At 72.9% G+C, this 22,128-nt stretch carries 20 protein-coding genes; 13 read left to right on the top strand and 7 right to left on the bottom strand.

Annotated elements, in window-relative coordinates:
- The first annotated feature begins 129 nt into the window (after positions 1-129).
- Complete coding sequence (locus tag RM446_RS09275) at positions 130-1,302, top strand: MBL fold metallo-hydrolase (protein ID WP_311544776.1); 1,173 nt, start codon at positions 130-132, stop codon at positions 1,300-1,302.
- A gap of 197 nt (positions 1,303-1,499) precedes the next feature.
- Here the strand turns inward: RM446_RS09275 and RM446_RS09270 are convergent, their stop codons facing one another.
- Positions 1,500-2,390, bottom strand: coding sequence for an alpha/beta fold hydrolase (locus RM446_RS09270; RefSeq protein WP_311544775.1), 891 nt, complete (start codon positions 2,388-2,390; stop codon positions 1,500-1,502).
- A gap of 417 nt (positions 2,391-2,807) precedes the next feature.
- Positions 2,808-4,280, bottom strand: coding sequence for a DEAD/DEAH box helicase (locus tag RM446_RS09265; protein WP_311544838.1), 1,473 nt, complete (start codon positions 4,278-4,280; stop codon positions 2,808-2,810).
- 924 nt (positions 4,281-5,204) lie between these two features.
- Here RM446_RS09265 and RM446_RS09260 point away from each other — a divergent pair.
- From RM446_RS09260 to RM446_RS09250, 3 genes are all read left to right on the top strand, one after another.
- Positions 5,205-5,975 carry a ferritin-like fold-containing protein gene (locus RM446_RS09260; protein WP_398694791.1) on the top strand — a complete coding sequence of 257 codons (771 nt, stop codon included), beginning with the start codon at positions 5,205-5,207 and terminating at the stop codon, positions 5,973-5,975.
- 160 nt (positions 5,976-6,135) lie between these two features.
- Positions 6,136-6,447, top strand: coding sequence for a DUF6401 family natural product biosynthesis protein (locus RM446_RS09255; protein WP_311544774.1), 312 nt, complete (start codon positions 6,136-6,138; stop codon positions 6,445-6,447).
- A 253-nt stretch (positions 6,448-6,700) separates the two neighbouring features.
- Entirely contained in the window at positions 6,701-6,949 is a 249-nt protein-coding gene (locus RM446_RS09250) for a hypothetical protein (RefSeq protein ID WP_311544773.1), read from the top strand.
- A gap of 148 nt (positions 6,950-7,097) precedes the next feature.
- Here the strand turns inward: RM446_RS09250 and RM446_RS09245 are convergent, their stop codons facing one another.
- The 3 genes from RM446_RS09245 to RM446_RS09235 form a co-directional block, all read right to left on the bottom strand.
- Positions 7,098-7,931 (bottom strand): mechanosensitive ion channel family protein, encoded by an 834-nt coding sequence (locus RM446_RS09245; protein ID WP_311544772.1) that lies wholly within the window; start codon positions 7,929-7,931, stop codon positions 7,098-7,100.
- A gap of 226 nt (positions 7,932-8,157) precedes the next feature.
- Positions 8,158-8,781: a TetR/AcrR family transcriptional regulator gene (locus tag RM446_RS09240; RefSeq protein ID WP_311544771.1), complete on the bottom strand. Its 624-nt coding sequence runs from the start codon at positions 8,779-8,781 to the stop codon at positions 8,158-8,160.
- A 202-nt stretch (positions 8,782-8,983) separates the two neighbouring features.
- Complete coding sequence (locus RM446_RS09235) at positions 8,984-9,184, bottom strand: hypothetical protein (RefSeq protein ID WP_311544770.1); 201 nt, start codon at positions 9,182-9,184, stop codon at positions 8,984-8,986.
- 233 nt (positions 9,185-9,417) lie between these two features.
- Between RM446_RS09235 and RM446_RS09230 the strand changes: the two genes are divergently transcribed.
- The 4 genes from RM446_RS09230 (at position 9,418) to RM446_RS09215 (ending at position 12,720) form a co-directional block, all read left to right on the top strand.
- A complete protein-coding gene (locus tag RM446_RS09230; protein WP_311544769.1) occupies positions 9,418-10,401 on the top strand; it encodes an alpha/beta fold hydrolase in 984 nt (327 codons plus the stop codon).
- 155 nt (positions 10,402-10,556) lie between these two features.
- Positions 10,557-11,717, top strand: coding sequence for an adenylyltransferase/sulfurtransferase MoeZ (moeZ, locus tag RM446_RS09225; protein WP_311544768.1), 1,161 nt, complete (start codon positions 10,557-10,559; stop codon positions 11,715-11,717).
- A gap of 192 nt (positions 11,718-11,909) precedes the next feature.
- Positions 11,910-12,290 carry an SPW repeat protein gene (locus RM446_RS09220; protein ID WP_311544767.1) on the top strand — a complete coding sequence of 127 codons (381 nt, stop codon included), beginning with the start codon at positions 11,910-11,912 and terminating at the stop codon, positions 12,288-12,290.
- Between the two features lie 79 nt (positions 12,291-12,369).
- On the top strand, positions 12,370-12,720 hold the full coding sequence (locus RM446_RS09215; RefSeq protein WP_311544766.1) for an MGMT family protein: 351 nt from the start codon (positions 12,370-12,372) through the stop codon (positions 12,718-12,720).
- 140 nt (positions 12,721-12,860) lie between these two features.
- Here RM446_RS09215 and RM446_RS09210 read toward each other — a convergent pair whose 3' ends face one another.
- Positions 12,861-13,847 carry an arginase family protein gene (locus RM446_RS09210; RefSeq protein WP_311544765.1) on the bottom strand — a complete coding sequence of 329 codons (987 nt, stop codon included), beginning with the start codon at positions 13,845-13,847 and terminating at the stop codon, positions 12,861-12,863.
- Positions 13,848-13,962: 115 nt separating this feature from the next.
- Between RM446_RS09210 and rsmA the strand changes: the two genes are divergently transcribed.
- Positions 13,963-14,892, top strand: a complete 930-nt coding sequence (gene rsmA / locus RM446_RS09205) for a 16S rRNA (adenine(1518)-N(6)/adenine(1519)-N(6))-dimethyltransferase RsmA (RefSeq protein ID WP_311544764.1) — start codon at positions 13,963-13,965, stop codon at positions 14,890-14,892.
- Between the two features lie 75 nt (positions 14,893-14,967).
- On the opposite strand, the gene RM446_RS09200 is transcribed toward rsmA, so the two are convergent.
- Positions 14,968-16,989, bottom strand: coding sequence for a serine/threonine-protein kinase (locus RM446_RS09200; RefSeq protein WP_311544763.1), 2,022 nt, complete (start codon positions 16,987-16,989; stop codon positions 14,968-14,970).
- Positions 16,990-17,226: 237 nt separating this feature from the next.
- Here RM446_RS09200 and RM446_RS09195 point away from each other — a divergent pair, with 237 nt between their 5' ends.
- The 4 genes from RM446_RS09195 (at position 17,227) to RM446_RS09180 (ending at position 22,017) form a co-directional block, all read left to right on the top strand.
- A complete protein-coding gene (locus RM446_RS09195) occupies positions 17,227-18,180 on the top strand; it encodes a 4-(cytidine 5'-diphospho)-2-C-methyl-D-erythritol kinase (RefSeq protein WP_311544762.1) in 954 nt (317 codons plus the stop codon).
- Between the two features lie 205 nt (positions 18,181-18,385).
- Positions 18,386-19,081, top strand: coding sequence for a thiamine pyrophosphate-dependent enzyme (locus RM446_RS09190; RefSeq protein WP_311544761.1), 696 nt, complete (start codon positions 18,386-18,388; stop codon positions 19,079-19,081).
- A gap of 50 nt (positions 19,082-19,131) precedes the next feature.
- Positions 19,132-20,031, top strand: a complete 900-nt coding sequence (locus RM446_RS09185; RefSeq protein ID WP_311544836.1) for a transketolase family protein — start codon at positions 19,132-19,134, stop codon at positions 20,029-20,031.
- A 201-nt stretch (positions 20,032-20,232) separates the two neighbouring features.
- Positions 20,233-22,017 (top strand): ABC-F family ATP-binding cassette domain-containing protein, encoded by a 1,785-nt coding sequence (locus tag RM446_RS09180; protein WP_311544760.1) that lies wholly within the window; start codon positions 20,233-20,235, stop codon positions 22,015-22,017.
- Positions 22,018-22,128 lie beyond the last annotated feature (111 nt).

Raw genomic sequence — 22,128 nt, 5'->3', positions numbered from 1 at the left:
TTATAGGCGGTTTAGCCGCCGGATGGGATAATCGGCGGCCGTCTGGTACGGGTACCGATGTGGCCCGTGTGGCGGTGACAATGGTCCCGTCAGCCAAGTGTTCACGACGGACAGCGAAGGGTCGGCACCGTGTTCTGGAAGCGGAAGGGCAAGAAGCAGGACGGCGAGGAGGCCGGGGACTCCGGTGCGGCGGCGGTGGCCACCAAGGGCGCCGACACCGATAAGACCGCCGACGACGCCGCCTCCGAGAGCGCGGAGCCGGCGACGGCGGAGGCCGAGGGCGGCGAGGCCGGGAAGGCGGGCGCGGCCGAAAAGCCCGGCGGGGCGGAGAAGGACGGCGCAGCGAAGCCGGACGGCGAGGCCGCGGACTCCGTTGGCTCCGAGGGGGAGGAGGCTGCGGACGAAACCGCCGAGGACACTCCCGCCGCGGAGTCCGGAAAGGCCGGAAAGCCGGGGAGGGGCGACGCGGGCGCGAAGGCTCGGAAGGCGGACGAGGCAGAGCGGTCCGGCGCGTCCGTTGACGGCGACTCCGAAGAGGGCGAGGAGGAGGACGCCGCCGACGAGGACGGCGAACGCGACGAGTCCGACGACACCGCCCCGGTGGTCGCGAGCGTGAAGCCGCTGTTCGCCGACGAGGACGAGCCCGAGACCGCCGGCGTATCCGAGACCGACGAGGAGGGCGTGCAGCGCGTCCGCACCATCGGTGTGCTCAAGGCCGAGGACCAGGAGCTCGACGTCGTCAGCAACACCTGGATCGTCGACGCCGACGACGAGGGCGTCGTGGTGATCGACCCGGCGCACGACGCCGAGGCGATCATGGAGGCCGTGGGGGACCGCGAGGTCTACCTGGTGGCCTGCACCAACGGCTACAACACCCACCTCGCGGCGGCCATCGAGGTCGCCGAGCGCGACGAGGCGCCCATCGCTCTGCACCGGCGCGAGCTGCGCGCCTGGCGGCGCGTGCACGGCGCCGAGCACCGCCCCGACCTGGAGGTCGAGGGCGGCGGCTCGCTGAAGGCCGGCGACATCGAGGTCGACATCCTGCCGATCCCGGGCACCTCCGTCGGGAGCGTGGCCTACTACATCGCCGAGAAGGGCGTCGTCTTCACCGGCGACTCCCTGCGCAAGGGCGAGGTCGGCACCGTCGCGGGCGGCTACATCGACTACACCCAGCAGCTGCACTCCATCGGCGAGATGATCCTGACGCTGCCGCCCGACACCCGCGTTCTGCCCGACAGCGGCGCGGAGACGTCCGTGGGCGAGGAGTCGGACAACTTCGACACCTGGGTCTCCACCCGCTGACTCCCGCCCGGGGGCGCTTCGCAGGGCTCCCGCCGGCGCCGCGCGCGGCCCCGCCGTCGGCAGTCCTGTGCGCGGCCGGGGCGCGCGGGGCCGTGAGCAAAAGCCGCCCGCGCCCCGCTCCCGGCGGCCCCCGGTCCCGGACGCGCGGCGGCGCGAATGGCGCCCCCGTGCGGCGGGCTGCGCGGGCTGCGCGCAGGCTACGAGGCGCCGCCGCGGTCCTTGGACTCAACCTGGTTCCAGAACGCCGTCAGGGCCTCCGCCGTGGTCTCGGGCGCCTCGACGTTGGGCGAGTGGGCGGCGCCGGGGATGACCATCCGCTCGGCGCCCAGGTGCCCCGCCATCGCCGACTGCGCCTCGGGCGGCCAGGCGTCGTCGTTCTCGCCGTAGAGCACCAGCATGGGCAGCGCCGACCGGGCGAGCTCGGGGGTGCGGTCGGTCGCGTTGAGCAGCTCCTCGGCCATGTGCACCAAGGCGTCCGGGTGGTTGGCGACCATGCGCTCGCGCAGGAAGGCGTGGATCTCGGGGGAGACGCCGCTCGCTCGGGTCGGGGCGTCCAGGTGCTCGGCCCAGATCTCCTCCAGGCGCTCGCGCGTGCGAGCGCGGCCGATGGCGTCCACGAGCCGCCGGGCGTCGGCGGCGCGGCCCCCGCCGATCGCGGAGGGGCCCGAGCTCATCAGCGTGAAGGACAGCAGCGGAACCGCGGCGGCGATGACGGTCTCGCGGGCCACCAGCCCGCCGAAGGAATGGCCGAGCAGGTGGACGGGGCCCTCGTCCAGGGTCAGCGCGATCTCGCCCACGATCCTGCCCAGGCCGACGCGGGTGTACTCCTCGGGGTCGACGAAGCCGGGGGACTCGTACTGCCCGGGCAGGTCGACCGCCGTCACCGAGCGCCCCGCGGCCGCCAGGGTCTGCAGCAGGGCGATGAAGTCCTCTTTGCTACCGGTGTAGCCGGGGACGAGCAGCGCCGGCTGCCGTTCGCAACCGCCTGCCGACGGCGTTGCCTGCAAGGCCGCGACATCGCCCATGGGGGTGCGGACGGTGGTGTTCCGGACGCCGGGCGGGAGGCCCAGGAAACGAGGAGTACTCACGTCGGCTCACTATATGCGCCACGGTGTGACCGCAGACGCGGACGGACCGGGCCCGGCGCTCGCGCATAACGGGACAACCGCCGCGGGGGTGGCGGCGGGTCGGGGGAGGGACCGGGAGCGGGAGCGGGGCGCGTCGCCCGGGTCGGCGCCGCTCGGGGACGCGGCCACCGATTGCGGGCGCCGCCGCAGGGCCGGGGACGCGGTGCGTCGCGCAACGGGCGCGGTCCACCAGCGCGGAGCGGTTCCGGGTGCCGGAGACGGGGCCGGTGCGCGCTGCATTCTGCGCGGGCCCCGTCGGCGGTCCGCTCCCTCGCGCCCGGTCGCGGCCTTGCGCCCGCGACCGGTGTCGTGGTTCGCCGGATGCCGCCCGGTCGGCGGCTCCGGTCTCGTCTGCCGCGCGGAACGCGGGTGCGGCGGCTACTGTGCCTGGTCGTTGCCGGGCTGCTCCACGCCGCTGCGGGTGCGCCGACGCCGCCGCCTGCGGGGAGCCGGGGACTCGCCGCCCGAAGCGCCGTCGGACTCGGGCTTGGCGCCGGCGCCGCCTTCGGCGGTCTTGCCGGTGTCGCCCGATGCGCTCGCGGATGCTCCGCCCGAGCTGCGGGTGCGCCGCCGGTTGCGGGAGCGGCCGCGCCGCTCGCCGCCCTTGCCGCCGCGCTCCTCGCGCCCGTCCTTGCCGCCGCGCTCGGTGCGGTGCCGCCCGGTGTCGCCGATGTCCTCGACCTTCTCGGCCTCCAGGCCGGCGCGCTCACGCCGTTCGGCGGCCAGGCGGCCCTTCGTGCCCTCCGGTATGCCCATCTCCTCGAAGAAGTGCTGCGAGGTGGAGTAGGTTTCGAGCGGGTCGGTGTGCGGCAGGTCGAGGGCCGTGTTGATCAGCTTCCAGCGCGCGACCTCCTGCCAGCTGATGAAGGTCACGGCGGTGCCCGACCGCCCGGCGCGGCCGGTGCGGCCGATCCGGTGGGTGTAGGTCTTCTCGTCCTCGGGGCACTCGTAGTTGACCACGTGGGTGACGTCGTCGACGTCCAGGCCGCGTGCGGCGACGTCGGTGGCCACCAGCACGTCGATCTTTCCGGCGCGGAAGGCCCGCAGCGCGCGTTCGCGCTGGCTCTGGCCGAGGTCGCCGTGGACGGCGGCGGCCGCGAACCCGCGGTCCTTCAGGTCTGCGGCGACCTTGTCGCAGGCCCGCTTGGTCTGGCAGAAGACCATCGTCAGCCCGCGGCCCTCGGCCTGGAGCAGCCGCCCGAGCATCTCGGGCTTGTCCATCGGGTGGGTGCGGAAGACGTGCTGGGAGATGTCCAGGATGCGCGCCTGGCCCGGCTCGTCGTCGTCGCCGGCCCGCACGTGGGTGGGACGCCGCAGGTAGTTGCGCGACAGGGAGACGATCTCGCTCGGCATGGTGGCCGAGAACAGCATCACCTGGCGCTCGTCGGGAATCTTGCTGAGGATCTTCTTGATGTCGGGCAGGAACCCGAGGTCGAGCATCTTGTCGGCCTCGTCCAGCACGACGGCCGAGACGTCCCGCAGGCTGAGGTGCTTCTGGTTCTCCAGGTCCAGTAGTCGGCCCGGAGTGCCCACCACGATGTCGACGCCGTCCTTGAGGCCGTCGATCTGCGGCTCGTAGGCACGGCCGCCGTAGACGGTCAGAATCCGCCCGCCGGTGCGCTTGCCGGCGGTGCCGAGGTCGGCCGCGACCTGTATGGCCAGCTCGCGGGTCGGCACCACCACCAGGGCGCGCGGCTTCTTGGACGATCCCGGCTTCTCTTTGACGCGCTGCAACAGCGGGAGTCCGAAGGCGAAGGTCTTGCCCGTGCCCGTTCGGGCCTGGCCGATGATGTCGGAGCTCGCGAGAGCGAGCGGGAGGGCGAGGGTCTGGATGGGGAAGGGCTCGACGATGCCTTCCGCTTCGAGTGCGTCCGCGATCTCGGGTTCGACTCCGAGTCCGCGGAACGTCTGGCGTTCTTCGTTCGTGTCTGCGCTTGTCAGGGCTCATGCCTCCTTTGGGCGGGCCGCTTCTGCGTTCGTGGCCGTGGCGTGTGGCGGACGGTGGCCCGGGGCGGGCAGGGCGCTCCTCGCGCACGTGCCCGCTGGGGGCTCGGCCGGCGCGGCTCGGGGACCGGTTCGGGTCCCCGGCGCGGCCCGGCGGCGCGGTTCGGTACCGTCGCAGGGCCGTCCGCCTTCTGTCGTCGGACGTCAGCGGCCGCCGGGTGCGGGCGGGTGGGCGTGTGAGGGCATGTCCGCCGCACGTTCACGCTCCTTATCCCGCCGCGTTGTCCCGGCGGTCCCGGCACTTGCGGGCGGTCGACGCTGACGCTCGCCCGTTCACCTTCGCGTTCGGGGCGCCGGTGACGGTTGTTGTCATGGTTCGCCGCGGAGCACACCGCGCGGCGTCGCGGGCGACCGCGTGGAGACCGCCGCGCGCGGCCTTGCAGCAACGCGTCCGCATCCGCTGGGGTGCGGTACGGCTGCAGCGAGGGCGCCGCGCGATGGCCGACTCCCGGCGGCCACTGCGAACGATTCTAACCCGCCGCTCCGCTGCTGGATATGCCGCGTTTCCGTACGCAGCGGGAGAGCGGCGTCACTCTCGCGAGCGGTCGTCTCCGCAGCCGTCTCCGCAGCCGTCTCCGCAGCATCAACGCGCCGCCGCCGCGGAAAAGTCCCGCTCCCTTCGCCCGGGACCGCGCGGACACGTGCGGTGGCGCGCGCTTTCGTGCGGTGCCGGGACGCTGTGCGGTGCCGGGGCGATACCCTGTGCGCCATGACCAAGCGTGCTCGAAGTGCAGTGCAGCGGCCGTTCCGGTCCTCGGCGGGCGGCGCGCGGTGAGCGAGCGGAACCCGACCCCGTCCGGTGCGGCAGAGGGCGACCCGGCGGCCGCCGAGGGTGCCGGCGACCTGCTCGGCCTGCTGGCCTACGCGCGACTCGTCGCGTTCTTCCGCCTGGCGGGCGACGCCGAACTGGCACCGACCCTGGCGAGCAAGGGCGCGCTGGCCGACCTGGCGGCCGCCGAGCACGCCAACTACCGCCGCCTGCACGACCGCCTGGCCGAACTGGGCGCCGACCCGGAGGCGGCGATGGAGCCCTTCGTCGTCCCACTGGACGGATGGCACGCGCGCACCGAGCCGCAGAGCTGGTTGGAGAGCCTGGTCAAGGCCTACGTCGGCGACGGCATCGCCGGCGACTTCTACAGCAAGGTCGCCGAGCTGTGCGACCCGAACACCCGCGCGATCGTCCGCGACACCCTCGTGGAGTCCGGCCGGGCCGAGTTCGTCGCCGCACAGGTGCGCGCCGCCATCGCCGAGGACCCGCGACTGGCCGGCCGGCTGTCGCTGTGGGCGCGCCGGCTGGTGGGCGAGGCGCTCAGCCAGGCGCAGAGCGTGGCCGCGCGCAGGCCGGAGTTGGCGGCGCTGCTGGCCTCGGGCATGCGCACGGCCGCGCAGGGCGAGGACTCCGGCGCCGACCCGGCGGCCGCGGACGGCGGGGACCGTGCTGAGGCGGCCGAGGCCGCCGACCTGGCCGTGGTGAGCCGGATGTTCGCCGACCTCACCGAGGCCCACACCGCTCGGCTGGAGGCGATGGGCCTGAGCACCTGACGGTGCGGCGGGGCGGACGGCCCCGCCCGCGGCTGGGCCGCGGGGCTGTGTCCAGGGCGTCCATCTTGTGGGCTCTGCAATAGAGCGTCACGATTTGCTCTTCGTTTCGTATATAGTCGGTCGCGTTCCCGCCCCGTCCCCCGTACTGAGGTAGCCATCCATGCGTCCTGGGTTCTATGCCGAAGGCCCGCTGGCCCGGCTCTCCCGAGAGTTCGGGCTGCTCGGTCCTCTTGGCGACACGATGGAGCCCTGGATGACCGCTGAGCTGGACCAGCACGCCGCCGCGGTGCGCGACTCGATCGCCGCCGACAGCGGGCCGCTGACCCGCATCAGCCTCTCCCGATACCTCGACGGCTTCATGGACGGATGCCGCGAACGGGGTTGGCACTCCTCCTGCGACGGTTACGACTGGGAGACACTGCGCGTGCTGGCGGTCTGCAGACTGGCCAAGGAACACGGATTCGTCCGCTAAGTTTGTTCTGACTCTCACCTGAAACGGGGCTCGGACGGCGCCGCAGCGCCGATCCGTGAAGTCCCCTCGTGAACGTGGTGACTGAGCGTAGGCTTGGCCCGATCCGGGGTGGCCGTGCAGCTCGCGGCCCGGGCGCATCGGCGCGTCGGCGTCCCGGGGACGGGTGCCGGGACGCGGGGCCGCAGCCGCCCGCGAGGACCCGCACTCCGGGACGAGTACGCGCGGTGCCCGCACCGCAAGAAAGGAAGAGCGCATGGGGAGCGGCCGGCATGGTGCGGCGCGACCGCCGATCGGCGTCCTGATTCAGCAGGACCGCGTCGACTTCTCGCTGTTCACCTCGATCATCGTGATCGCATTGGCGGTCATGGTGCTTATCGGCATCGGCTGGGCGAGCATCGCCTTCTGGATCGCCGTGATTCCGGTCCTGGTCGCCGGGGTGCTCATCGTCCGCCGCATCAACAGGCTCGCGCGCGAGGAGCTCGGCAACGACGAGCTGCTCTGAGACCGCCGGGCCGCAGGCGCGGCGCGGGCGGCAGGCCGCGGAAACGCGCAAAGGGGGCGGAGCCGATCGATCGGCTCCGCCCCCTTCGCATGCACCGGATGTGCGTCACGGGATCAGATGGGCCGGCGCCCCCGGCGCCGGCCTGGGCTCACTGCTCGGGCGGGGGCGGCGGGTCGCCGCCGCGGCGGCCGCTCGGGGCGGGGCCGCCCATGGTCGCCGAGCCGGGAGCGCTGCGCTCCCTCGTCGGCTCCTCCGGGGCGCCCTGAGCGGGACCCGGCTGCATCGCGTCGGAGCGTCCGGCCCGGTAGGAGTCGTCGCGCAGCCGCCCGGTCTCCCGCTCGGCGGCGTCGAGCCAGTTGGCCCAGCGCGCCTGCATCGGCCGGATCAGGCCGCCGCCGATGCCCACGACCAGGATTCCGCCGACAGTGGCGAGCACGGCGATCAGCACCGGTTGGGTGACGGTGGTCGCCACGCCGATCTGGTTCAGCGCGGCGATCACACCGAGGCCCAGAATGAAGAGCCCGGCGAGGTTGGCCAGCAGGCGCCCGTAGCTCAGTCCGGCCAGAGCGCTGGAGATGATGTCGCGCGCGGCCTTGGCGATCATGCCGGCCACCACGACGATGACCAGTGCGACGATCGCGCGCGGAATCCAGGCGACCACCTCGTTCAGCAGCTGCGTGATCGGGTTGTTGGGTCCGAAGACGCTGAAGGCGAACTGCAGCGTGATCAGGAGCAGGACGTAGTAGACGATCCTGCCGCAGAGTTCGCTCGCGCTGTAGCGGCTGCGCTGGAAGTACTCACCTACACCGCTGCGTTCGAGGCCGCGGTCGAGGCCGGCTTTGCCGAGTCCTTTGCCCACGAGCCGGCCCGCGATCTTCGAGATGATCCAGCCGATGATCAGGATCACCAGGAATGCGGCCAGCAGTGGAACGAAGGAGGCGACGGCGCTCCAGGCGTCCGTTAACCCCCGCTCGATGTTCATGCGATTTCACCCCCATGGCGCCCCGCCGGTACCCGGGTCGCGCCCCGCGTCCGCCCGGCGAAACCGAGACGACTGTTTCTCACCACCGCGACTACCCGATAACGGATACACCGAATCACCAGAGGGTGACGATCGAACACGCAAAGTGATTGTTTGTCGGTCGTTTGCACGGAGTTGAACAACCCGCGGTACGCATGCGTCGAAAGAGGGAGCCGCCGGGGCCCGCTCAGCCGCGGGTGAGGTCCCAGCCGCTGATGCCGCGCCACGCCAGGCGTGCGATGAGCTGCTCGGCCGCCTCCTGCGGGATACCGCCGTAGTTGCTCAGCCAGTACCGGGCGCTGGTTTCGGCCATACCCACCAAGCCGATGCTGAGCAGGTGCGCCTCCTCGTCGGAGATGCTGGTGTCCTGGCGGATGACGCCGCTGATCAGCTCGGCGCAGCGCTGCAGGGTCTGCTCGGTCTTCTCACGCACCGCGGCCACGTTGCGCAGGTCGGACTCGAAGACCAGCCGGAACGCCTCGCCTTCGCCGGCGACGAAGTCGAAGTAGGCCTGGAAGCTGGCGGTCACCCGCTGGCGGTTGTCGTCGGTGCTCTCCAGCGCCTCGCGCTGCTTCTCGACCAGTGCCTCGGAGTGCTGCTCCAGCAGCGCCAGATAGAGCTCCAGCTTGCCGGGGAAGTGCTGGTAGAGGACGGGCTTGCTGACCCCGGCGCGCTCGGCGATCTCGTCCATGGCCGCGGCGTGGTAGCCGTGGGCGACGAAGACCTCCTGGGCTGCGGCCAGCAGCTGGCGGCGGCGGGCCATCCGGGGCAGGCGGGTCCCCCGCGGGCGGGCGTCTGAAGGAGCTGTCACGGCGACACCCTCCGAACTCCTCGCGGCCTGCAGCCTGCCGCGCTCGACGACCTTGCACTGGAACGCACCATCGGATCCGGTTGCACGTCCTCGACCCGGCGTACCGCCCCTATCTTACTCGCACGTAGCTTGGCCGCCGCCAGCGGCCGGGAGCCCCGGCGCCCGGCGCCCCGGACTCGCGGTCGCGGCGGCGGTCGGGGAGCTAGCGGTACTCGTCCTCGTCGAGGTCGATCTCGCGCAGCTGCTCGACGGCGTCGCCCTCGGACACCTCGCTTTCGGCGTCCAGCCGCCCGCGGCGCGTCCAGTCGCCCCCTTCGGGAGCCAGTTCGGCGCGCTGCTCGTCGACGTCGGCGTCGCCGCTCTCGACCGGGCGCTCGGTGTCGTCGTCTTGAGGCTGAGCCACTGCATCCCCCTACGTGGTCGGGTCGGGCCCCACGCTACTCGGTCTCCGGTCGCGGCCGCTCCGAATGGGGAATCCCCCCGGAGCGGCCGCCGTCCACAGGACCGCTACCCGCTCTTGCGCGTCTAAGCGCGCCTTGTGGAGCATGGGGGATGCGCCGTTGCGGCCGGTATCCTGCCGCGCTTCGGCGCGCACGCGCACCAGCGCCACCGCAGCCGGCCTCGGGGAGGACGCACATGGCAGAGCCCATCGACCCCTGGCCGGGCGGGCCCGTGGGAATCGGCGACGGCCGCGAGGTCTTCGTCCGCGCCGACACCGCTGCGCACGGCGGCGAGCGCGGCCGCGCCGTCTACGTCCACGGGCTCGGCGGCTCCTCCAGCAACTGGACCGACCTGATGGGGGTGCTGTGCTCCGAATGGGCCGGCGAAGCGCCCGACCTGCCCGGCTTCGGCGGGTCCCCGCCGCCGCCCGACGGCGACTACAGCATCGACGCCCACGCCGGCGCCGTGGCCCGCCTGATCGCCGCCGGCCGGCGACCGGTCCACCTGATCGGCAACTCCATGGGCGGCGCCGTGGCGGTGCGCCTGGCCGCCGAGCGTCCCGACCTGGTGGGTTCGCTCACTCTCGTCTCCCCGGCACTGCCCGACCTGCGCCCGCGGCTGATCCCCTACCAGATGGCCGCCTCCCTGGTTCCGGTGCTGGGTCCGGCCGGCTATGCGATGATGCAGCGCCGCCCGCCCGAGGTCCGCGTGCAGGACATGCTCGCCACCACCTACTTCGACCCGTCCTCCGCGCCCACGCGGCGGGTCCTCGAAGCGCTTGAGGCCGAGCGCGAACGCGACGCGCAGGAGCACGCCTCGACGGCGGTGCTGCGGTCGCTGCGCGGCATGGTCGCAGAGTACGTGCGGCGCGGGCACCGCTCGCTGTGGGCGCAGGCCGCGCGCGTGCGCTGCCCCGTGCTCCTCGTCTACGCCACCGGCGACCGGTTCGTGGACCCGCGCATGGCCGCTCGCGCAGCACACGCCTTCCGCCGCAGCCGGCTGGTGCTGATGCCCGAGACCGGCCACGTGCCGATGATGGAGTGCCCCGAACGGGTGGGGCGCGAGGTGCGCTCGTTCCTGCGCGCCGTCGACGGCGGTTCCGCAAGGCGCCCGGGGCCCGCGCGGGCCGGAGCGCGCGGTTTCCCGGGCGCTTGGGAGGAACGCTCCGACGAGGCGTGACGCACTCGGCTCCAACGCTCGGGTCGCGGCGGGAATGCGAAACCCCACCCCGTAGGTTGGCTACTAATGCAAGCTCGTCACGTGCCCGTACGCCCCCGCGTCCACCGTCGACGCCCCGGGGACGTGACACCGATGAGGAATGCTGAGGAGCTGCTGTGTCGCTGCCGCCGCTGGTCGAACCGGCCGACGAGCTCACCGTCGACGAGGTTCGCCGCTACTCCCGCCACCTGATCATCCCCGATGTGGGCATGGACGGCCAGAAGCGCCTGAAGAACGCCAAGGTGCTGGTGGTGGGCGCCGGAGGGCTCGGCTCGCCCGCGCTGCTGTACCTGGCCGCCGCCGGCGTCGGCACGCTGGGCATCGTCGACTTCGACGAGGTCGACGAGTCCAACCTCCAGCGCCAGGTCATCCACGGACAGAGCGACATCGGCAAGCCCAAGGCCGAGTCCGCCCGTGAAAGCATCGAGGAGATCAACCCCTACGTCACGGTCAACCTCCACAAGGAGCACCTCGACTCCGACAACGCGCTGGAGATCTTCCGGGGCTACGACCTCGTCCTGGACGGTACCGACAACTTCGCCACCCGGTACCTGGTCAACGACGCCTGCGTGCTGCTGGACATGCCCTACGTGTGGGGCTCGATCTTCCGCTTCGACGGCCAGGTCAGCGTCTTCTGGAACGAGTACGGTCCCCAGTACCGCGACCTCTACCCCGAGCCTCCTCCGGCAGGCATGGTGCCCTCCTGCGCCGAAGGCGGCGTGCTCGGCGTCCTGTGCGCCTCGATCGGCTCGATCATGGTCAACGAGGCCATCAAGGTGATCACCGGAATCGGCGACCCGCTGGTCGGCCGCCTGATGATCTACGACGCCCTGGAGATGACCTGGAAGACGGTCAAGGTCCGCAAGGACCCCGAGGGCGAGCCGATCACCGAGCTCATCGACTACGAGGCGTTCTGCGGGGCCGTGTCCGGTGAGGCCGAGGAGGCCGCCCAGGGCGCGACCATCACCGCGGGCGAGCTCAAGGACATGATGGACAACGGCGAGGACTTCTACCTCGTCGACGTCCGCGAGAAGAACGAGTACGAGATCGTCAGCATCCCCGGCGCCGTGCTCATCCCCAAGGGGGAGTTCCTCAACGGCGAGGCGTTCGGCAAGCTGCCGCAGGACAAGCGCGTCGTGCTGCACTGCAAGTCGGGCGGGCGCTCGGCCGAGGCGCTGGCCGCGCTGAAGGGCGCCGGCTTCGGCGACGCCGTCCACGTCGGCGGCGGGGTGCTGTCCTGGATCCACCAGGTCGACCCCAGCCTGCCCACCTACTAGGCGGAAGGCGGGCACGCGTACCGCGCCCGAGGAGCCCGTCCCCGCCCATCCGGGCCGCCGCGGCACTGCGCCGCGGCGGCTCAACGCCTCCGGTGCCGCCCGCGGTGCCGCACGTGGGGGACCGTTGGAACGCCGGACCTGTGGGTAGGAATCACCCCGGCGGCGGAACCCGACGCTCGGAGGTGGGTCCACATGCGCGGCACCAGAAGGTTGGCGGACTGGACGGCCCTGATCGCGGGCTGTGCCGTGGTCGTCAGCTACGCCTGGCACGGGATGCTGGGCGTTGGCATGGCCGCGCTGTTCCTGGTCGGCATCCTCACGGTGTTCCTGGCCTGCCTGTCGATCATCCACCCCGAGCTGTTCGTCACCGAGATCGCGTTGGCCGTGACCGGGCTGCTCCTGATCGCCACGCCGTGGCTGCTCTCCTTCACCGGCAACGCGCCCGCGTCCTGGACGGCCTGGATATGCGGCACGATCGCCGTCGTCGTCGGAGCGGCCAACCTGCCCGACGCCATGGCCCTGTACCGCCGCATCGTCCCGCCGCAGCCGTCGAGCCGGCGCCTGACGAGCTGAGCTGCCCCGTCCTCTGGCGCCCGAGCCCCCGAGGGGCCGCGGCTCGGTCCCGGCGCCGCGCCGCTACTACGATCGGCCCATGTCGCACGCCTTCAGCCGCCCCACCGAGTACGTGGACCGGGTACTCGACGTCGTCGAGGCGATACCGCCCGGCAGCGTGATGAGCTACGGCGACATCGCCGAATACCTGGGCGAGGGAGGTCCCCGCCAGGTGGGCGCCGTGATGTCGGCGTGGGGAGGCGGTGTCTGCTGGTGGCGGGTCATCCGCGCCGACGGCTCCCCTCCACAGGGACACGAGGTCGAGGCCCTGTCCCACTACGCGGCGGAGGCCACCCCCATGCGTTCCGGCGGCGACCGCGTCGACATGTCCCGGGCCCGCTGGGACGGCGGGGCGCTGCCGCGGCACACGGGTCGGCCCGAGGCGCTGTAGGCCCGCCTCCGCCCGCAGCGGCCCCCCACCGCGCACGCGCCCGGCGGCGGCCCGGATCGGATGACTGCGGATCCGGAAGGCGCCGCCGGACGGTCGAAGTCGACCGACGCGGGTCGCCTGGATGCGCCTCCGGGGCCGTGCTACGCGGAAAGCGGTGTTTCGGGACCCTGGGCGAATGCGGATACGAGCAGATCCGACAGCCTGCGGCCGCAGCGCAGATGCGGGTCGAGGTCGGGATCGTAGATCGTCGCATCGAGTCCGGCCAGCCGGGGGTCGGCCAGCAACGGTGCAAGCGCAGCGGTGAGATGATCGAACGAGAGCCCTTCGGGCTCGGGACTGTCGACGGCAGGCATCTCGCCGGGGTCGATGACGTCGGCGTCCAGGTGTACCCAGAACCCGTCGAGCTCGGGACGAGTGACCGTGTCCAGCGCTTCCTGCGCCGCTTCTGCCGGGGCGCGCGCGGCAACGCGACTGTCGATGACGCGTATGCCGTTGCGGGCGGCCTCGGTCGCGAATTCGTCGTCCGGGCGGGGGCCGATCGACACGACGTCTCCGGATCGGACATAGGAACGCAGGCCATCCAGGTCCGCGAGCGATCCGCCTAGCCCGGTCACAAGAGCCAGGCTCTCACCGCCGGCGGATCCCACGGCATCACTGTTTCCCGGATGCCGATAATCCAAGCCGTCGAATGACACGAGCCCGAATCGGCCTCGGCGGCGCAACGCCACACCCACACCCACGAGGATGCTGCAGTCGCCTCCGAGCACGACGGCCGTGCCCCGGCGGTCGGCAATCCCTCCGAGCCGGTCGGCGAGACGCAGCGAGAAGTCGGCGATCGCCGCCTCGTTGCGTACTGTGCCGAAAGTCCGAGCGGCGTTGTAGGGGGCGGGAACCACGGCTCCCGCGTCCTCGGCGCGGAGATCCCGGACGAGTCCGGTGCCGCGAAGAATGCCCGGCGCCTTGTAGGTTCCCGGGACTCCGCCGTGAGCGTTCGGACGCAAGCCGAGACTCGATGGCGCGTCGAGAACGGTCAGCCGACGGGCCCGATACGTTGGTCCCGCGGTGGACTGTGCGGCAGGGGATGTCGCACCCGCCTGCGATCCCGCCCGCTTGGCCGTGTTCGTCATCCAGGGATCCTCCCGAGGGTGAGGCTACCCGGCGGGGCGGCGCGCGCCGCCCCGCCGGGCGCCCGGCTCCCGCCTCCCGCCCGCCGACGACTGCGTGTGCTGCCACAATGTTGCGGTGAACGAATCCGACTCCACCGGCGGCGCGCGGCTTCTCACGCCGGCCGACGTACGGCGCCTGGCCGAGCGCACGGGCGTCCGGCCGACCAAGACACTCGGGCAGAACTTCGTGATCGACGCCGGAACCGTGCGGCGGATCGTGCGCACCGCCGGGGTCGGAGCCGAGGACACGGTGCTGGAGGTCGGTCCCGGACTCGGGTCGCTGACGCTGGCGCTGCTGCCGCACGTCCGCTCGGTGACCGCCGTCGAGATCGACCCCCGCCTGGCCGAGGTGCTGCCGCGGACCGCGGCCGAGTTCGCCCCCGCTTACGCCGACCGGCTGCGGGTGCTCACCGCCGACGCGATGCGCGTCGCCGAGATCCCCGGCCCGGCCCCGACGGCGCTGGTGGCCAACCTTCCCTACAACGTCGCCGTCCCGGTGCTGCTGCACCTGCTGGAACTGCTGCCGAGCCTGCGCCGTGCGCTGGTCATGGTGCAGGCCGAGGTTGCCGACCGGCTCGCCGCGGGACCGGGCGGCCGGACCTACGGGTCGCCCTCCGCCAAGGCCGCCTGGTACGCCGAGGTGCGCCGGGCCGGGTCCGTCGGCCGCGGCGTGTTCTGGCCGGTCCCCAACGTCGACTCCGGGCTCGTGGCGCTGACCCGTAGGAGCGCGCCTCCCGGGGCCGGCGACGGCGCCGCGGGTGGTGAGGACGCGGCCCCGGACCGCCGCGCGGTGTTCGCCGTCGTCGACGCCGCGTTCGCCCAGCGGCGCAAGACCCTGCGCGCCGCCCTGGCCGGGTGGGCGGGGTCGGCGCCGGCCGCGGAGCGGGTGCTGCGGGCCGCCGGGGTGGACCCGCGCGCCCGCGGCGAGTCGCTCGACATCTCCGCGTTCACCAGGATCGCCGCCTGCGCCGGCCATGCGGCGGAGCCTGGGGCCGAAGCCCGTTGATCTTGTAGCTATCGCAAATGGAAATCGATTGCCATCACGATAGCTACAAGATCAACGGTGGTGGTGGCTCCGCCCTCAGCCCGCCTTGGTGACGGCGGTGACGTCGACGACGGCGGGGGAGCCGCCGTCGCCGCTGCTGAGGTGCAGCGCGCCGGAGTCGACCTCCGACTCCTCCAGCACGAGGAACACCAGCTTGCCCTCGGCGTCGGCGCCCGCGGGGATGGACCGCCACAGCGGGGCCTGGCTCTCGCTGATCGAGGGCTCCGACGCCGACTGGAACTCCTGCTCGCCCACTGCCAGCCGCTGCTGGTCGTGCTCCAGCGTGATGCGCTCGGAACTGGTGTTCTGCACGTTCAGCGCGAAGACGCAGTAGGTGCCGCGGTGGACGGTGGACCGGCCCTCGATGCGCGGCGAGCACTCGTATTCGCGCACCTCGAAGACCATGCGGCTGTCGCTGGCGGTGTTGGCCGCCGCTGTCTCGTCGGACTGCTGGCCCTCGGCGCCGCCGGGAGCCGCATCGGCGTCGCCTTCGCCGTCGGAGCCGCCGCTGTTGGACTGGTTGCCTTCCTCGGAACCCTCGGCCGAACCCGGCCAGATCAGGTTCTGCATGCCCAGCAGGGTGAGCGTGGTGAACAGCAGCAGCACGAGGATCGCTGCGGCGATCGCGGTGATGGCCACCCACCGCTTGCGGCTGCCCGGCTGCATGGGCCGGTGCGGCGGCAGAGACGCGGGCGGGACGTAGGGCTGGGCGTGCGGGCGGGAGCCCTGGCCCGGGTCGGGCGCCGGCGGCACCTGCGGGATCGGGCCGGTCTGGTTCGGCGACACCGCGGAGAACTGACCGGTCTGTCGGCCCTGCGGGCCTTGGGGGCCGGGCCCCTGCGGGCCGCCCCCCTGGCCCGGAGGCTGCGGGCCGCCGGGCCCCTGCGGCGGGCCCGGGGGCGCCTGCGGCGCCGGAGCGCCGGGGGCCGCCTGCGCCTGGGCGCCCTGGGGCCCCATGCCGGCCGGGCGCGGCATGGGCTGGCTGTGGTGGGCCGGCTGCGCGGGCATCGGCGGACCCGGGTAGTGCTGACCGGGGGGAGCGCCCGGGGGCGGGCCGTGAGGGGCCGGCGGCGGATGCGGCATGCCGGTGGCGGTGTGGTGCGGGTTGGGCGGCGGGCCGGGCTGCGGCATCGGCGCCATGGGCGGCAGGTTGGGCCGCCACGAGTTGTGCAGCGCATGGCTGACCATCTCGTTGGCGTCCCCGCCGCCGCTGGAGGACTCGCCCTCCCCGCCGGTCAGTTCGAGCAGCAGGTCCTGTGCCTTGGGGCGGCGCTCGGGCTCCTTGGCCAGCGCCTGGGCGACCAGCCGGTCCAGCGGGCTGTCGAGGTCGCCGATCTGCGGCTCGGCGAACAGCACGCGCTTGCCCAGCGTCATGGCGTCGCCGTTGCCGAAGGGGTGCACGCCGCTGCCGGCGAAGGCGACCAAACAGCCCCACGCGAAGATGTCGGCGGAGGTGGTGACCTTCTCCTCCAGCAGCTGCTCGGGCGCCATCCACCCGGGGCTGCCCATGACGATGCCGGTCTGGGTGTGGTTGGTGGCCGTGTTCATCGCCCGCGCGATGCCGAAGTCGATCACGCGCGGCCCCGACAGCGACAGCAGCACGTTGGCCGGCTTGAGGTCGCGGTGCACCAGCCCGGTGCGGTGGATGGCCGCCAGCGCGGCCGCCACGCCCAGCGCGAAGCCGTGCAGGGTGCTGGAGTCCAGAGCGCCGTGTTCGGCGATGTGCTCGGCCAGAGCGGTGCCCGCGATGTACTCGGTCACCATGTAGGGGCGGCCCTCGAAGGTGCCGTGGTCGAGGACCTTGGCCGTGCAGAACGAGGCGACCCTGCGGGCGTTCTCCATCTCGTCGCGGAAGCGCGCGCGTGTGGCCTCGTCGAAGGCGAGCTCTGGCCGGATCACCTTGATCGCGACTTGGGCGCCCTTCTCGGGGGTACGGCCGAGGTAGACCGTCCCCATTCCTCCGCTGCCCAGGCGACCGGCCAGCACATAGGGACCGATGGTCGCCGGATCTCCGGCAGCCAACGGTTCCAGGTTCTTCGGGAGCCCATCCGACGGCAAGCGACCCTCCCCGACGGTGTCCAAACTCCGCCTGGCCCCAAGGTAGCGGTGATCGTGTCCGGATACCCACCCGGGCAGGCCACGGCGCCCGCATCCGGACAGCCGTGACCCCGGGGCGGGCATGTGACCGCCGAAGGGCCGCCCACCGCCGTCAGCCGACCGCAGGGCGCGCGCGGGCGCCCGGGTTCGCGGAAGGGGGATTCACGGGGGTGGGTGTTCCTTTACGATCTAGGACTCGTGACCACTACGACCGCCGTAACCGTTCGGGTCCCCGCGAAGGTGAACCTTCAGTTGGCGGTGGGGCCGGCGCGCGAAGATGGATACCACGATCTGGTCAATGTCTTCCACGCAGTAGCGCTGTTCGACGAGGTTACCGTCACCGGTGCGCGAACGCGCGCAACCGGGGGCCCTGCGGGGATCTCGGCGGAGGACGCCGGCCCCGGTCCGGCCTCCCACATCGACCGCGTTCCGCTGGATGCGTCGAACCTCGCCTGGCGCGCCGCCGAGCTGCTCGCGAGCGAAACGCGCGAAGCACCCGGAAGTCGAGCGCGGAAGCCGGTGCACCTGCACCTGCGCAAGGCCATCCCGGTCGCCGGCGGGATGGCGGGCGGCAGCGCCGACGCCGCGGCCGCGCTCGTGGCCTGCAACGCCTTCTGGGGGACCGGCCTGGACCGCGACCGGCTGCGTGACCTGGCGGCCCGGCTGGGCAGCGACGTCGCGTTCCCGCTCGTCGGCGGCACCGCCGTGGGGACCGGGCGCGGCGAGGTCCTCACGCCTGCGCGCTGCGCCGGACGCCTGCACTGGGTCTTCGCGCTGTCGGAGGGCGGGCTGTCCACCCCCGAGGTGTTCGGCGCCTACGACCGCCTGCGCCCCGGCGCTCCGGCGCCCCAGGGCGACCCGGTGCTGATGGCGGCGCTGGCAGAGGGCGACGCCCGGGCGGTCGGCGCCGCGCTGGGCAACGACCTGCAGCCTGCCGCGCTCGCGCTCCGTCCCGCGCTGGCCGAGACGCTGCAGGCCGGCAGGGCGGCGGGGGCGCTGGGGGCGTTCGTTTCCGGTTCCGGTCCGACGTGCGCGTTCCTGGCCGAGTCCGCCGCCCACGCCGACGCGGTCGCCGAGGCGGTCCGCGCCGCACCCGACTGCGCGCACGCCGTCACCTCGTATGGGGACGTGCCGGGGGCGAGCGTGGTCTGAGCGGTCGAGGGACGGGGCCGGGAGGTGGTGGGGCAAGGTCCGCTCTGGACCCGCACGTCAAGGTGATCCCCGCCCGTGCGGGAGGGCATCGCCCGCCACCCCCGCTACCCGTGCGGGGAATGTGTCCCGCATCACAACACGAGTATTGTGCGGGCGCCCCCGCCGGTCTTGACCTCAAGCTTGATTGAAGTCTGAGACTGGCGCCATGACAACCGCACCGCCGCTCACCAGATACGCCGATCTGCCCGCCTTGATCGGGCTCATGACCGGCGACGAGAAGCACCAGATCGCGGCCGAGTCCACCCGCGAAGTGCTGTGGGTGCTCTACGACCGCGTGCTCGACGTCTCACCCGAAACCGCCGGCGACCCCGACCGCGATCGGTTCCTGCTGTCGAAGGGGCACGGCCCCATGCCCTACTACGCGGTGCTCGCCGCCAAGGGCTTCCTGGACCTGGCCACACTGCGCCGCTGGGCCGGCTTCGACTCGCCCCTGGGCCACCACCCCGACCGCGTCCTGGTCCCCGGAGCCGAGATCAGCAGCGGCTCGCTCGGCCACGGCCTCGGCCTGGGCGTGGGCACGGCGCTGGGGCTGCGCGCCCAAGGGCGCACCCGGCCGCGCGTGTTCGTGCTCATGGGCGACGGCGAGCTGGACGAGGGAAGCAACCACGAGGCGATCGCCGCCGCGGGTCGCCTCGGGCTGGACAACCTCACGGCCGTCGTCGTCGACAACGCCTCTGCCACCCACGGCTGGCCCGGCGGGATCGAGACGCGCTTCGCCGGCGAGGGCTGGCAGGCGCGCTCGGCGCCCGGCCGGGACCAGTCGGCCCTGTACGACGCACTCACCGCACCGCACAGCGGTCGGCCGCTCGCCGTGGTCGCCCGCGTCCGACCGAAGGGATGAGGTCCATGACCACCGCACCGCCCGAGGCCGCGGCCGTCGTCGCGCAGCCGATGCGCGACGCCTTCACCGACACCGTCACCGCCGCGCTGGAGACCGACCCGCGGCTGGCCGTCGTGCTCGCCGACATCTCCGCCGACCGCTTCACCGAGGCCGCGCGGCGCCACCCCGACCGCGTCCTCAACCTGGGCATCCGCGAGCAGCTGATGATCGGCGTGGCCGGCGGTCTGGCGCTGACCGGAATGCGGCCCGTCGCCCACACGTTCGCGCCTTTCCTCGTCGAGCGACCCTTCGAGCAGGTCAAACTGGATCTGGTCCATCAAGGGGCGGGCGCGGTGCTGGTCAGCTCCGGCGCCTCCTACGACGGCGCGCACTACGGCCGCACCCACATGGCGCCCGGCGACGTCGCCCTACTGGACTCGCTGCCGGGCTGGACCGTGCACGTTCCCGGCCACGCGGCCGAGGTCGCCCCGCTGCTGGAGGAGGCGCTGCGCCAGGACGGCAACGTCTACGTGCGGCTGAGCGAGCGCGGCAACGCCGCCGCCCGCCCGATCGGGCCGGGACTGCAGACCGTGCGCGCCGGTTCGGGGCGCTCCGGCGGCGTGGTCGTCGCGGTCGGCCCGATGCTGGACCGCGTCCTGGCCGCCACCGAGGGCCTCGACGTCACGGTCGCCTACGCCGCCACCGTGCGCCCCTTCGACCGCGAAGGGCTGAACGGGCTGGCGGCGCGGGCCGGGCAGGCCGACGTGCTCGTGGTCGAGCCGTACCTGGAGGGCACCTCTGCGCACGAGGTCGCCGCGGCGCTGGAGGACCGTCGCCACCGGCAGCGCTCGCTGGGTGTGCGCAGGGACGGCGAGGTCCGCGGTTACGGCACCCCGGCCGACCACGACAGGGCGCACGGGCTGGACACCGCGGGGATCGCCGAGCGGGCCCGCGCGTTCTTCCTGCCCTGACGGCCTGCCCTCTGCCTCTGCCTCTGACCGCCCGGCTGTGCTGCAGGCCGGGGTGTCGGATCATGCAGGGGCAGGGGCAGGGGCAGGGGCAGGGGCAGGGGCAGGGGCAGGGGCAGGGGCAGGGGCAGGGGCAGGCGGCGCGGCGGCGCCTGTGGACCGTGGTCGCAGGCGCCCGCGCAGGCCACCACAATGGAAAGCACGATGACGAATCTCGTGAACCTGCAAGACGTGTCCCTGGCCTACGGGCCGCTCGTACTGCTCGACGACGTCTCCCTCGGTATCGACGAGGGAGACCGCATCGGCGTGGTCGGGCGCAACGGCGGCGGCAAGTCCACCCTGGTCTCCGTGCTGTCCGGCCGAACCCCGCCCGACACCGGCCGCGTCGTGCACACCCGCGGCCTGCGCATCGGGTTCCTGCAGCAGCGCGACACCTTTCCCGAGGCCACGGTCGGCGGTTTCGTCCTGGGCGACCTCGCCGAACACGAGTGGGCCGGCGACGCCCGTGTGCGCGACGTGCTGCGCGGCCTGCTGTCCGGGTGGGACCTCGACGCGCCGATGGCCACGCTCTCCGGCGGCGAGCGTCGCCGCGCCACCCTGGCGCGGCTGCTGATCGACAGCCACGACCTCGTCGTGCTCGACGAGCCCACCAACCACCTCGACATCGAGGCCATCGCGTGGCTGGCCGAGCACCTGCGAGGCCGCCGCGAGGCGCTCACCGTCGTCACCCACGACCGGTGGTTCCTCGACGCCGTCACCAACCGCACCTGGGAGGTCGTCGACGGGCGCGTCGAACGGTACGAGGGCGGCTACGCCGCCTACGTGCTGGCCAAGGCCGAGCGCGAGCGGCTGGCGGCCGCCGCTGAGGAGCGGCGGCAGAACCTGATGCGCAAGGAGCTGGCCTGGCTGCGCCGCGGTCCGCCCGCCCGCACCTCCAAGCCGAAGTTCCGCATCGACGCCGCCAACGAGCTGATCGCGGGCGAACCGCCGCCGCGCAACACCGTCGAGCTCGTGCGCTTCGCCAGCACCCGGCTGGGCAAGTCGGTCATCGACACCGAGGACCTCACCCTCACCGCCGACGACACCGCCCTGCTGGACCGCCTGACCTGGCAGCTCGGGCCGGGCGACCGCATCGGCCTGGTCGGCGTGAACGGCTCGGGCAAGACCACGCTGCTGCGCGCACTGGCCGGCGAGCGCGACCCCGACGGCGGGCGCGTCCGCCACGGCAAGACCGTCAACCTGGCCCATCTCTCGCAGAGCCTCGTCGAGCTGGCGCCCGACCTGCGTCCGCTGCAGGCGGTCGAGGAGATCCGCCGGAACATCGCCATCGGCGGGCGGGAGTTCACCGCCAGCCAGATGCTGGAGCGGTTCGGTTTCCGCGGCGAGCGGCAGTGGACCCCCATCGGCGACCTTTCGGGCGGCGAGCGGCGGCGCCTTCAGCTGCTGCGGCTGCTGATGAACGAGCCCAATGTGCTGCTGATGGACGAGCCCACCAACGACCTCGACATCGAGACCCTCACCGAGCTGGAGGACCTGCTCGACGGGTGGCCGGGCTCGCTGGTGGTGGTCAGCCACGACCGCTACTTCCTGGAGCGGGTGTCCGACCGCGTCCTGGCGCTGCTGGGCGACGGTGACCTGCTGTTCCTGCCGGGCGGCATCGAGGAGTACCTCCAGCGTCGCGCGCGCCAGACCGACGCCGGCGCTGCGGTCCCCGGCCGCCGTGCCGAGCCCGGCACCGCGGCTGAACCCGGGTCCGCTCCGGCGCTCTCGGCCGCCGAACGCCGCACCGTGCAGAAGGACGCCCAGCGCATCGAGCGCCGCCTCGACCGCATCGGCACCCGCGAGTCCGAGCTCCACGAGCAGATGGCCCAGGCGGCCGACGACTACGCGCGGCTGGCCGAACTCGACTCCGAGCTGAAGACGCTCCAGGCCGAGAAGGACGAACTGGAGGAACAGTGGCTCGTGGAGGCCGAGAAGCTGGGCGAGTGACGTGCTTCGCCGTGCTGAGCAGCAGGAACAGTTCCCGACGCGACCCCGGCGCCGGTCGGACCCCTGCGCCGCCGCGCGTACGGTTCCGGCTTCACGGTCGGTGGGGCCGTT

The organism is Streptomonospora wellingtoniae, assembly GCF_031845375.1.
Taxonomy (GTDB): Bacteria; Actinomycetota; Actinomycetes; order Streptosporangiales; family Streptosporangiaceae; genus Streptomonospora; species Streptomonospora wellingtoniae.
The sequence above is the reverse complement of the archived record's forward strand: the minus strand, read 5'-3'. Positions and strand labels throughout refer to the sequence as shown.